The organism is Mammaliicoccus sp. J-M41, from assembly GCF_022385935.1.
Lineage (GTDB): Bacteria > Bacillota > Bacilli > Staphylococcales > Staphylococcaceae > Mammaliicoccus > Mammaliicoccus sciuri_A.
In genome coordinates this window covers 17,803-29,578 of record NZ_JAJNIR010000013.1, presented here as the reverse complement: position 1 = coordinate 29,578, position 11,776 = coordinate 17,803, and the positions used below count along the sequence as shown (strand labels likewise).

The window sequence follows — 11,776 nt, the reverse complement described above, 5'->3', positions numbered from 1 at the left end:
AATATTTGGATAGGTGATGAACATGGATAGAACGAAAGAATCATTAAAAGCGCTAGTAGGTATAAAACGTACAAATGATACGTTAGATCGTATTGTTAAACAAGATATGAAGAACTACGGTTTAAATATTACTGAATTTGCTGTAATGGAACTTTTGTATCATAAAGGTGATCAACCTATTCAAAAAGTAAAACAACGCATCTTAATTGCAAGCAGTAGTACAACTTACGTCATCGATCAACTTGTTAAGAAAGGATATGTAACACGTCGACAAGATGAGCAAGATAAACGTATTACGTATGCTGTTCTGACTGAAAGTGGCCATGAATTGATGGAACGTATTTTTCCACAACATGCCGAAACAATTGAAAAAGCATTTTCTATATTAGATGACGAAGAGCTAGCGATTTTTCGTAGAGCACTTAAAAAAATAAGCGCAAATTCTACTAAGTAGTGGATAGCGCAAATTTTTTTACAACTTATTATTTCGAATTCGAAATAAAAATAAAGAAAGAAGGAAACTATAATGAGTAATCCAGAACTTATCGGTATCCATCACGTAACTGCAATGACAAATGATGCAGTAAGAAACTATGAATTTTTCACACAAGTACTAGGTATGCGTTTAGTTAAGAAAACAGTAAACCAAGATGATATATATACGTACCATACATTTTTCGCAGATGATCAAGGGTCTCCAGGTACAGACATGACATTCTTTGATTTTCCAAATAATCCGAAAGGTAGTCGTGGTACAAATTCAATAAGTCGTGTAGCATTTAGAGTGCCAAACGATGCTGCGCTTGAATATTATTTAAATCGCTTTGAAGAATTTGGCGTTAAACATGACGGTATTCAAGATCTATTCGGTAAAAAGGTATTACCTTTTGAAGAAGAAGACGGTCAAAGATATCAATTAATTTCAGATGAATTAAATGAAGGTGTTAAACCAGGTATTCCTTGGAAAAATGGTCCAGTACCTGAAGATAAAGCAATTTATGGATTGGGACCAATTGAAATTACAGTGAGCTATTATGAAGACTTCAAATCTGTATTGAAACAAGTTTATGGTATGAAACCAATTATTGAAGAAGAGAACGTGACATTGTTAGAAGTTGGAGAAGGCGGTAACGGTGGTCAAGTTATTTTGAGAAAAGACGACCAAGGTCCTGAAGCAAGACAAGGTTACGGTGAAGTACACCACGTATCATTCAGATTAAAAGACCATGAAGCGATTAAAGCATGGGAAGAAAAATATAATGAACTTCGCATTGGTAACTCAGGTAATGTCGATAGATATTATTTTGAAGCACTATACGCAAGAATTGGTCATATTCTTATAGAAGTATCTACTGATGGACCAGGATTTATGGGAGATGAACCTTATGAAACATTAGGTGAAAGTCTTGCATTACCGCCATTCTTAGAAGCAAAACGTGACTACATTGAATCTGAAATTAAAGCTTTTGATACTAGTAGAGAACATTAATAAGAAAAGGTGTGGTTTAAGATGAAGGAGATACGACCAGAAGTCTTATCGCAGAAAGAAAACTATAAATTGTTAATAGGATCTATTATTCCTAGACCAATTGCATTAGTCACAACAGAATCAGATGATAACGTACTGAATATAGCACCGTTTAGCTTTTTCAATGTTGTATCTTCAGACCCACCGATTCTTTCTATCGCAGTACAAAGAGTGAATGGTGAAATGAAAGATACTGCACGAAATATCATTCAGAATAAAGAAGCGGTCGTGCATATTGTAGATACAGATAATGTACGTGATGCGAATCAAACAGCGGCTTTGTTAAGTCATGAAGAAAGTGAACTCGAACGTACGAATTTTGAAACAGTAGATTCAGTTGAAGTATCTGTGAAAGGCTTGAAGCAAAGTAAGGTTCGTTTTGAAGCGGTTCTATATGATGATATTGTAATTGAAAAAGACGGACAACCTATATCAGATTTATTGCTGTTAGAAGTGAAGTATTATCACTTTGACGAAGGTATTTATGATGATGGCTATATTAATAAAGAAAAGCTCAAAGCGGTAAGCAGACTAGCCGGGAATGATTATGCTGAAATTGGACACACATTCACAATCGAAAGACCATAATATGATGGGAGATAGTAAATATGAAACATATATTTAAACAAGGTGCACAAGGTAAACCAGTATTTCTATTACTTCACGGAACAGGTGGAGATGAAAGGGATTTATTACCATTAGCAGAAATGCTTGATCCGACTTATAGTATTTTGAGTGTTAAAGGTGAAGTATCTGAGAATGGTATGGCTAGATATTTCAAAAGACTCGGAGAAGGGCAATATGATTTAGAAGATTTAGAATATAGAGGACAAGAACTGTATCAATTTATAGAAGAATCCTCTAAAGAATATGGGTTTAACTTAGAAGATGTTATACCAGTAGGATTCTCTAATGGTTCTAATATGGCGATTAATCTCATATTAAGAGAACAAACACCATTCCAAAAAGCACTGCTCTTTGCACCTCTTTATCCATTAGATTTAGAAAATAATCATAAAGATTTATCTTATTTTAATGTCTTTTTATCAATGGGTGCAAGAGATCCAATCGTTACAAACGCACAAAGCGAGCGCGTGATAGAAATATTTAAAGAACGTAACGCAACCGTGACAGAAGCATGGGTTAACAGTCATGAAATTACGCAAGAAGCGGTACTAAAAGCAAGAGAAATATTATAAAAAGAAGACCAGCTCGGGTGAGCTGGTCTTTTCTTGTGTGAGGGAGAGTGGGGAGTGGCTAACGATCAAGAATGGAAAACAAGATTGTTAGAAATTCTAACGTTAAAAAAAGTGAAACAAGATCGTTAGCTCAGCAAATCGCAGGTGAAAAAGAGTATAAATACACAAAATGAGCTGTCTAACGATCAAGAAAACGAAACAAGATCGTTAGCACACCATATCGCAAGGATTCAAAGAGAAAAAATAACATAATAAAAAATCTCATGTGGCACTGAATAATTCAGTCACATGAGATTTTTATATTTTATGATGGAACTTCTGTTCTTTTTCCGCTATGTTTTCTAAGGATAGCTGCTGATATAGCTGATACCCCACCGAAGATGATAAAGCCTATAAACATCCACATTGTACTATTAAGTTCGATATCGTGGTGTAAATACAATAGTCCTCGTAATGTTTCTGCATAATGTCTAAATGGATTCCATCCAATCATATAGTCTTGATAAAATTGTGGCAACATTTGTGTTGGTAACATGATGAGTTGCAAACTAAAGAATAACAATACCATAAATAATGGAATAGCTTTGACACCTAACCATGTCATAAATCCTAAGATTAGACTGATGAATGCAAGAATCGCGATTGAAATGTATAAACCGATTTTAGTTGGTTCGTTAATTGTTACATCTAATACTTGCGTCATAAAGTAAATATATCCAAATCCACCGATTAATGCTGTAACGATTGCACCGCCTAATTGGCCAAGTGAAGCGATAATACGGTCTTTAATAGTGATATTATTACTTGTTCTGAATGAGAAGAATAGAACAACTGAGCCAACTAATGATGCTAACCATACTGGTGTGAACATTAAGAGTGGTAGGTTACCGTTAGCTTGATGTGATTTAACAGCGTTCATGTTTGTTTTATCCACTTTAATTGGATTTGTGATACCTTGAATATCTGAAGCTGAAACGTCGACATCCATTTTATCTAAAGTTTGGATAGCTTGTTTAGAAATTTGTGTATTCAGTTGATCACCGATAGTCGTTAACATTGTATTCGCAAGTTGTGCACCTTGCATGCTTGAACCTTCGTTAACGATGATTTCAACTTGTCCTTGTTTAACTTTAACAGGTTCAACTTTGTTTTGTTCTTGCATTTTTTTAGCTTGTTCAGATGGAATTTGTCCACTTTCGATTTTTTCTTTCATTTGTGACTGCAATTCTTTAATTTTTGCGTCTTGAACAGTCTTTTGAACTTTACTCATTGAATCTTTTGAAAGATTTTCATCTAAAATTAATGCGCCATAATATTTGTTATCTTTGAAGCCTTGTTTTAAATCTTTCTTACTATCTACATCTACCCATTCAACTTTATCTGATAAATCTTTATTGTCTTTAATTTTATCTGCAAAAGTTTTCCCGATATTGACATCTTTGTCTTGCATTGTTGTACCTTTATCTTGGTTCACAATCGCAATTGGGACTGATTTAGGTTCTGGATTATATGCTGGAATAAAAGCAATCGCTAATAATAAAAGTATGACGATTACTAGAATAGGTGTCATCCAAAAAAGTTTCATTTTGAAAATATTCATATTTTTTCCTCCTTGATTAATGAACATTGTGTTGATTATTAATAACATTGTTTATTATAATAGAATTTAAGATAGTTACAATCGTCAATTGCTTACGATACGTTTATTAATCAACAAAAACACAAAAATTGTTCATTAAAATAAGGAGAATGGTTAAAAATGGCAGAAGATCGACGCGTAAGAAAAAGTAAAAGAGCAATTAAACAAGCATTTATCCAGTTATTAAAAGAAAATAACCTTGATCGTATTACGATTCAACAAATTTCAGATTTAGCAGATGTTAATAGAGGAACCTTTTATTTAAATTATGAAGATAAATATGCTTTGTTAGATGAAATGGAAAATGAACAAATAGAGAAAATTAAAGGATTTGTAGATATTAGAAAGATGGATTTATCCACTAAGACGAGTGACCGTTTTATTGAAGACTTTGCGAATAAAATTATTAAAAATGTCATTACACATATTGAGCATAATATTGAATTTTATCAAGTGATTCTAAACTTAGAACGTAAAAGTCAAATCGAAGAACAATTAGCAGATATTGTGAGAAGTAATATTAAGCATTTAATAGGTAATAAAGATAATGTATTTGGCATTCCAGAAAATTATTACTTAAGCTATGTAGTAGGTTCAATGATGTCGATGATCAAATATTGGGTATCAGATGAAAATCGCGTATCCGTAGAAGAACTCGTAAATTACGTCTCTACAATCGCATCAACAGGACCACTGTCTATTATGAAACGTATGATAGATGAGAATATTAAGTAATATAGATAAGGCAGGGGCAACTATCGCAGCCCCTGCCTTTCATGTTACGTTATTTTATTTCATCACGAGATTTAATGATTTTATTGATAAATCCGTAGTCTTTAGCTTCTTGTGTGCTTAACCAGTAGTCACGGCCAGTGTCTTTTTCTACTTTTTCAATATCTTGGCCAGTTTCTCTTGCGATTAGTTCATTAATTTTATGTCTTGTACGAATAATTTCTTTAGCTGTGATTTCCATTTCAACCGATTGACCTTGTACACCGCCAGAAGGCTGATGAATCATAAATCTTGTATTAGGTAAACTGTAGCGGTTTTCTTTTTTACCAGCTAAATAAATAATAACGCCTGCACTTACTACCCAACCAGAACCGATAATATTAACTTCTGGTTTAATGAAATTAATCATATCATGAATGTAATAACCTGAATCTACATGACCACCTTGGCTTGAAATGAATAGATTGATAGGTTCATCACTCATTGCTTCTAATAGTAATAGTTGATTACCGACTTCTTTTGCCACTTTATCATTGATTTCCCCGGTAATAATAACCGTACGTGTTTCTAATAACTTTTCAGTAAGTATATCTTTTTCGTTATGTTTTTCTTCAGACATGAAATCACTCCTATAATGATTGATACTACTATTGTGAACGAGTGCGATTTTGATTTCAAATAATTTGACCTATTTTGACTAAATTAAATATTAAATAAATCGTTAAATGATTCAGCCATTGTAGGGTGCGTATATATGTTATCTCTTAAAACGGTATATGGAATTTGTTGATCCATTGCAAGTTTCAGAATGTTAATCAATTCTTCAGATTCTTTACCGTAAAGACTTGCACCTAGAATGAGCTTACTATCTGCATCTACAACAACTTTAAATAAACCTCTGTCATCATGATTGATTTTATGACGAGGGATATTCTTCACTTCAATTTGACCTTCTAAAATATTGTGACCATTTTTCTTAGCTTTACTTGCAGTGTAGCCAATTCTTGAAAGTGGAGGATCTAGAAATACTGTATAAGGCACATATCCTCTATTTTCCGTTGTGCGGTGCTGTTTACCAACTAAATGATCTTTAACAATGCGGTAATCGTCTAATGAAATATAAGTAAATTGAGGACCACCTTTAACATCTCCAACTGCATAAATATGGTCTACAGAAGTTTGTAGATGTTTATTAACTTTAATTTCACCTTTATCTCCAAGTTCGATATCTGTATTTTCTAAAGCTAAATCCGTATTAGGCACACGACCAGTCGCTAGTAATACCGCATCCCCAGTTATATCACCTTGAGAAGTATGCACAACAGGACGATTATTTTCGGTAGAGAAGGCTGTTACTTCAGCTTCGTCAATAAATTCAATATCCTGACTAATAATTTCATCATAAATAAGAGAAGCAATATCTTTATCTTCAGTTACTAGTACATGCTTACGAGGATGCACGATTTTAATTTTACTGCCTAATTTAGAAAAGATTGTCGCGAATTCTAATGCAATATAACCAGCACCAATAATAACAAGCGTTTCAGGTAAGTGATCTAATGCCATAATGCCTTTAGAATCATAAATATTTTCGGTAGTCTCAATACCTTCTATATCAGGAATATTTGAACGCGTACCCGTATTAATCACAATCTTATCCGCTTGAATTGTTTCAACTGTTTCATTCTGATCATTTAAAAGTACCACTGTTTGGTTATCTTTAAAATGTGCTTTATAAGTGTATACTTCGATATTGTCATCAGAATTAAGGTTGTTGAAATTCTTCTTATTTAAAGCAGCTACAACATCTTTCTTACGATCCATCGCTTCAGAAAACGAATGATGTTCTAGACTTTCGTGGAGTAATGTCTTACTCGGAATACAACCAACATTGATACACGTTCCTCCATACATATTTGAATCTTGTTCAATAACCGCGACCTTTTGACCTTGCCCTGCAAAATCTTTAGCAAGCGTCTTACCAGCCTTACCAAAACCAATAATCAACATATCAAATCGTTTCATTAACAAAACCTCCAATTGTGATGATTTATATTTAGTATAACGCTTTTAGGAATGTAAATCTGTGTAAAAGATTACAGTAAAAAATTAAAAAATCTAAAAATTATCCAAGAAATATGAGTAATTTTACAACATTGGTCGACCACTTATGAGGCTAATAAGCTTATATACTTATGGTGTTTTTCACAAAAGTGGATACTCAACAAAGTGTAAAATTATAGTTGTGCTTATTTTTCAATATGGTAGTATACATAACTATATTGAAAGGGTGTTTATAAAAACATGAAATTCAACAAGAATAAAATAAATGTTGTAGATATGAAACAAACTAAAAAAAGTGTTTATGCTACAGGTATTGGTAATGCTATGGAATGGTTTGACTTTGGTCTTTATTCTTATTTAGCAATTATCATTAGTAAGAATTTCTTTACATCAGTTGAAAATGATGAACTGAAATTAGTATTTACTTTCGCTACATTTGCGATTGCGTTCTTAATGAGACCACTTGGTGGTATTATATTTGGTAAAATCGGCGATAAACTTGGCCGAAAAACCGTTCTTACAACTACTATCGTATTGATGGCAGCTTCAACGTTATTAATTGGATTATTGCCTACTTATGATCAAATAGGTATTTGGGCACCAGTCTTATTATTACTAGCGAGAATTATTCAAGGGTTCTCAACTGGTGGGGAATATGCAGGTGCAATGGTATATATTGCAGAATCTTCTCCAGACAATAGAAGAAGTGCTTTAGGTAGTGGATTAGAAATTGGTACGTTAGGTGGCTATATTTTAGCTTCGTTATTAGCAAGTGGATTATTTATTGGTTTATCAGATGCACAAATGCAAGCATGGGGTTGGAGAATTCCATTCATTCTAGGTGCACCTCTTGGTTTAGTTGGACTTTATTTAAGAAGACATTTAGACGAAACACCAATTTTTGAAAATGATATTTCTGAGAATGATGAAAAACCAGAACCATTCATTTCAATTATTCAAAATCATAAAAAAGATATTATCGTTTGCTTTATAGCAGTTGCGTTCTTTAATATTACAAACTACATGTTACTTTCATATATGCCGTCATACTTGGACGAAGTAATTGGTATTTCAACAACAGTTAGTACCATCCTTATTACAAGTGTTATGGTTATTATGGTGCCATTAGCATTTATATTTGGTCGTTTAAGTGACAAAATCGGTAACAAAAAAGTTGTGTTATTCGGTACATTTGGTTTAACAGCATTTTCAATGCTAGCGTTCTATTTCATAGGACTTAACCAATTAATGTTTATTTCATTAGGTATCTTTATTCTTGGTTTCTTTTTATCAACATATGAAGGTGCAATGCCAAGTTTATTACCAAGTATTTTCTATACGGATGTTCGTTACCGTACATTAGCCGTTACATTTAACGTATCTGTTTCAATATTTGGTGGTACAACACCATTAGTTTCAACATGGTTAGTACATGTCACACAAAATCCATTAGCACCAGCTTATTATTTAACAGCGGTAAGTGTGATAGGATTTGTAACGATACTATTCCTATTTGAAACAACTTCAGGTAAAGCATTAAAAGGATCATATCCAACAGTATCTTCTAAAAAAGATTACGAACATGTCGTGAAAAATCCTGAAGATGCACTATGGTGGACAGAACAAGAATTACAAAAAGGTAAAGTAAAAACAGATTAATATATGTAGAAAGCCGGGACGTTTATGACGTCGCCGGCTTATTTTAATGTTTGCTTTTAACAAATAATGATGTGATGAGTCCTAATGCTGCAACTGTACTTATAAAATAAAATACAAATTGTACAGCATGTGCGATTATTTCTCTTCCATTTAAATCACTTGAGCCACCTGTTACTTGTTGTTGTCCGATAGTATACAGTGTTATAGCTAGTGCTGTACCAGCAGAACCTGCAACTTGCATTAATGTATTCATAGCGGCTGAACCATCTGCATACAAGTTTGGTGGTAGTTGGTTAAGACCATTCGTTTGAGCTGGCATCATAACCATTGTTACACCTAGAAATAGTACGATGAATAAACAAATGATCACCCAGACAGGTGTAGATGATGAGAGTACGATTGTAAATCCAATACTTGAAATTAATATTAATAAAAATCCAGCTATACCAAAATATCTTGCGCCGTATTTATCAAACATTGTTCCGATAACAGGAGATAATACAAAGTTTGTTGCATTTCCTGGTAATAAGACTAAACCAGCAAGTGCAGCTGATAAAAGTAGGCTACCCTTTAAATAAATAGGTAATAAAATAGCTGTTGATAATATAACCAACATTAATAAGAAAATCATTATGACACCTAACGTAAACATCGGATGTTTAAAGACCGATAGATTTAACATTGGTTCTTTCATTTTTAATTGTCTCATACAGAAAAGTATTAACGCTATTATCGCAATGATAAGTGGCAACCATACGACAGGAGAACTGATCGAAACTTCTGCCATCGTACTTAATGCGTAAATTAATCCTGCAAATCCAACGGTAGATAAAATGATAGATATAAAGTCAATTTTTGGTTTTGTAATTTCTGAAACATTACTAATTTTAACGTATGCGAAAATGGATAAAACGATATAAAATAATGCGCTAAACCAAAAAATAAAATGCCAACTTAATGTTGAAATAATAATCCCAGAAAGCGTTGGTCCGATAGCTGGTGCGAGCGTAATGACTAACCCCATTATACCCATTACGATACCACGTTTATTAATTGGGAATATTGTGAGCATAACGGTCATCATAACAGGCAGGATAATACCTGTTCCAACAGCTTGAATGAGACGCCCAATCATCAATATGGCAAAGATAGGTGAATAGGCTGCAAACAAAGTACCTATTAATGAAATAATAAATCCACCTAAAACAAGCTGACGTGTTGTAAACCAACGTGTTAAATAGGCGGAAATTGGAACGAGTATAGCAAGGACTAATAGATAACCAGTTGTTAACCATTGTGCCAGTGGTGCACTTATATGATAATCTTCCATAACATTTGTTAAACCCATGTTTAATGCTGTTTCTCCAAATAAGCCTATAAATGCACCTAACATTAATATTAAGGCCATTGCTTTTGGACTTTTAACTTCTACTTCTGCTTTGATCATAAATTCTTTAATCTCCTTCTACTAGTGAATACACGATTAATGTGTATTAATATTTTGCTGAGAGCGTATGCAACTAGCAAAAGCATAGTTTGAATTATTAGTATTATTATTAAAATAATAACTCATTTACTTTAGCAGAAATTTCGTTATATTGTCAACTAGGTTTACAAAAAGTTATTCTATTTTCCAATCCATTTTCATAATTTCTATTAATTTATGAACGTTATCTTCACCAATTGTTTCTATAATTTGCTGTTCTAACAACGCTTTATGTTGTTTACTTTCAAGATAACAAGATTCACCGAGAGCAGTTAATTGTATGGACTTTTCTTTCTTGTTACCTTCAACATCTTGTATATCGACTAGGCCTTTGTCGTTTAATTGTTTTACAAATTTATGAACGGCTTGTCTAGAGATATTAACGTGCTTGTTAATATATGCCATCGTTCTTTTATGTTTATAAATTTTAGCCATAATGTACCATTCAGATCCTGAAATATGCATGTCATGTGTTTCGTTCCACATATTTTCTATTTTTGAACGTACAAGTCCGTGACGTTCACTAATTAAATCAAATAAATCTAGTTCTTGTAATTCACTATTTGATATCACACTTAAAACCTCAACTTTCCAATGTATGAATTGTTTCATCTATACCGAAATATTTTTTTAATATGGCTTTATATTGATCACGTTTGAAGCTTTCTTTTTGTTTATGATTTTTAGACGTAATGGTTAAATGATCATAAGACATGCTTACTCTACCATATTCTTTAGCCATTGTAATAATTAGTTTCTGAACGAATATTGAATCAGGATGATGTTCATTGTAATCCAAATGTTCTATAAAGAAGTCCAAAGGTCTACTGATTTCATTAGTTAAATAAGATGTTCGCCATGATTGGTCATCTAACTGTTTTTGAAGGTGAATGACACTATCCTCATCTAAAATAGCACGATAATGACCGTTAATATCATCAATGACTTGAATATTATCTGGCTCAGAGATCGGTATAGCTTTTGTTGGTAAATCCCCAAATCCTACGTCTGCAATATAAGGTTGATCTAAATGTACGATTGTCGACATATGTGAACCGTCTCTACTCCAATTGTCATCTGGTGTATGAATCGTTCCTGACACACGATTAACGTTAAATCCTTTTTCTTTTAAATAATATTGAAAAATCGTATTTAATTCATAACAAAATCCACCGCGATGGCGATGAACAATTTTGTTAAATAAATCATCAATGTTCACTGATATCGGTTCTTTATTTTGAACGCTAATATTTTCAAAAGGTACAGTGTACATGAATCTTTCGATATAGTGGTTCAAAGTGCGCAAATCTACTTGATTAAAAGATTCTGTATCTATTTTTAAGTAGTCTTCAAATTGTAAAATATTCAACTTAAAACCTCCCATTTAAATCTTAATTCTATTATAAAGGATACATGGATAGAATATGTTAATATAAAATTGATATATAACGTTATTTTAAAGAAAGCTA

General features: G+C 32.8%; 12 protein-coding genes. 6 read left to right on the top strand and 6 right to left on the bottom strand.

Annotated elements, in window-relative coordinates:
* Positions 1-22: 22 nt before the first annotated feature.
* The 4 genes from LQ686_RS06900 to mhqD all read left to right on the top strand — a co-directional run bounded on the left by LQ686_RS06900 (position 23) and on the right by mhqD (position 2,727).
* Positions 23-454, top strand: coding sequence for a MarR family winged helix-turn-helix transcriptional regulator (locus LQ686_RS06900; RefSeq protein ID WP_103361934.1), 432 nt, complete (start codon positions 23-25; stop codon positions 452-454).
* Between the two features lie 72 nt (positions 455-526).
* The gene (gene mhqE / locus LQ686_RS06895; protein WP_107596939.1) at positions 527-1,489 is read left to right on the top strand and encodes a ring-cleaving dioxygenase MhqE; all 963 of its coding nucleotides are present in this window, start codon (positions 527-529) and stop codon (positions 1,487-1,489) included.
* 21 nt (positions 1,490-1,510) lie between these two features.
* Positions 1,511-2,116 (top strand): flavin reductase family protein, encoded by a 606-nt coding sequence (locus tag LQ686_RS06890; protein ID WP_103361936.1) that lies wholly within the window; start codon positions 1,511-1,513, stop codon positions 2,114-2,116.
* A gap of 20 nt (positions 2,117-2,136) precedes the next feature.
* The gene (gene mhqD / locus LQ686_RS06885; RefSeq protein WP_107572832.1) at positions 2,137-2,727 is read left to right on the top strand and encodes a methylhydroquinone degradation carboxylesterase MhqD; all 591 of its coding nucleotides are present in this window, start codon (positions 2,137-2,139) and stop codon (positions 2,725-2,727) included.
* A gap of 304 nt (positions 2,728-3,031) precedes the next feature.
* Here mhqD and LQ686_RS06880 read toward each other — a convergent pair whose 3' ends face one another.
* The gene (locus LQ686_RS06880; RefSeq protein WP_239733220.1) at positions 3,032-4,327 is read right to left on the bottom strand and encodes a YhgE/Pip domain-containing protein; all 1,296 of its coding nucleotides are present in this window, start codon (positions 4,325-4,327) and stop codon (positions 3,032-3,034) included.
* Positions 4,328-4,486: 159 nt separating this feature from the next.
* Here LQ686_RS06880 and LQ686_RS06875 point away from each other — a divergent pair, with 159 nt between their 5' ends.
* Entirely contained in the window at positions 4,487-5,101 is a 615-nt protein-coding gene (locus LQ686_RS06875) for a TetR/AcrR family transcriptional regulator (protein ID WP_070369059.1), read from the top strand.
* A 49-nt stretch (positions 5,102-5,150) separates the two neighbouring features.
* On the opposite strand, the gene LQ686_RS06870 is transcribed toward LQ686_RS06875, so the two are convergent.
* Positions 5,151-5,717, bottom strand: coding sequence for an ATP-dependent Clp protease proteolytic subunit (locus LQ686_RS06870; RefSeq protein WP_239733219.1), 567 nt, complete (start codon positions 5,715-5,717; stop codon positions 5,151-5,153).
* Between the two features lie 83 nt (positions 5,718-5,800).
* A complete protein-coding gene (gene merA / locus LQ686_RS06865) occupies positions 5,801-7,123 on the bottom strand; it encodes a hypothiocyanous acid reductase MerA (RefSeq protein ID WP_239733218.1) in 1,323 nt (440 codons plus the stop codon).
* Between the two features lie 279 nt (positions 7,124-7,402).
* On the opposite strand from merA, the gene LQ686_RS06860 reads away from it, so the two are divergent.
* Positions 7,403-8,821 carry an MFS transporter gene (locus LQ686_RS06860; RefSeq protein ID WP_239733217.1) on the top strand — a complete coding sequence of 473 codons (1,419 nt, stop codon included), beginning with the start codon at positions 7,403-7,405 and terminating at the stop codon, positions 8,819-8,821.
* Between the two features lie 43 nt (positions 8,822-8,864).
* On the opposite strand, the gene LQ686_RS06855 is transcribed toward LQ686_RS06860, so the two are convergent.
* From LQ686_RS06855 to LQ686_RS06845, 3 genes are all read right to left on the bottom strand, one after another.
* Positions 8,865-10,268 carry a DHA2 family efflux MFS transporter permease subunit gene (locus tag LQ686_RS06855; protein ID WP_275584215.1) on the bottom strand — a complete coding sequence of 468 codons (1,404 nt, stop codon included), beginning with the start codon at positions 10,266-10,268 and terminating at the stop codon, positions 8,865-8,867.
* A 174-nt stretch (positions 10,269-10,442) separates the two neighbouring features.
* Positions 10,443-10,880, bottom strand: a complete 438-nt coding sequence (locus tag LQ686_RS06850; protein WP_107572828.1) for a MarR family winged helix-turn-helix transcriptional regulator — start codon at positions 10,878-10,880, stop codon at positions 10,443-10,445.
* Positions 10,881-10,890: 10 nt separating this feature from the next.
* Positions 10,891-11,676, bottom strand: a complete 786-nt coding sequence (locus LQ686_RS06845) for an arylamine N-acetyltransferase family protein (RefSeq protein WP_107572827.1) — start codon at positions 11,674-11,676, stop codon at positions 10,891-10,893.
* Positions 11,677-11,776: the final 100 nt, after the last annotated feature.

Bases quoted from the DNA above. Each gene is read 5' to 3' on its own strand.
- LQ686_RS06900 (WP_103361934.1), top strand. From the start codon at position 23: ATGGATAGAACGAAAGAATCATTAAAAGCGCTAGTAGGTATAAAACGT.
- mhqE (WP_107596939.1), top strand. From the start codon at position 527: ATGAGTAATCCAGAACTTATCGGTATCCATCACGTAACTGCAATGACA.
- LQ686_RS06890 (WP_103361936.1), top strand. From the start codon at position 1,511: ATGAAGGAGATACGACCAGAAGTCTTATCGCAGAAAGAAAACTATAAA.
- mhqD (WP_107572832.1), top strand. From the start codon at position 2,137: ATGAAACATATATTTAAACAAGGTGCACAAGGTAAACCAGTATTTCTA.
- LQ686_RS06880 (WP_239733220.1), bottom strand. From the start codon at position 4,327: ATGAATATTTTCAAAATGAAACTTTTTTGGATGACACCTATTCTAGTA.
- LQ686_RS06875 (WP_070369059.1), top strand. From the start codon at position 4,487: ATGGCAGAAGATCGACGCGTAAGAAAAAGTAAAAGAGCAATTAAACAA.
- LQ686_RS06870 (WP_239733219.1), bottom strand. From the start codon at position 5,717: ATGTCTGAAGAAAAACATAACGAAAAAGATATACTTACTGAAAAGTTA.
- merA (WP_239733218.1), bottom strand. From the start codon at position 7,123: ATGAAACGATTTGATATGTTGATTATTGGTTTTGGTAAGGCTGGTAAG.
- LQ686_RS06860 (WP_239733217.1), top strand. From the start codon at position 7,403: ATGAAATTCAACAAGAATAAAATAAATGTTGTAGATATGAAACAAACT.
- LQ686_RS06855 (WP_275584215.1), bottom strand. From the start codon at position 10,268: ATGATCAAAGCAGAAGTAGAAGTTAAAAGTCCAAAAGCAATGGCCTTA.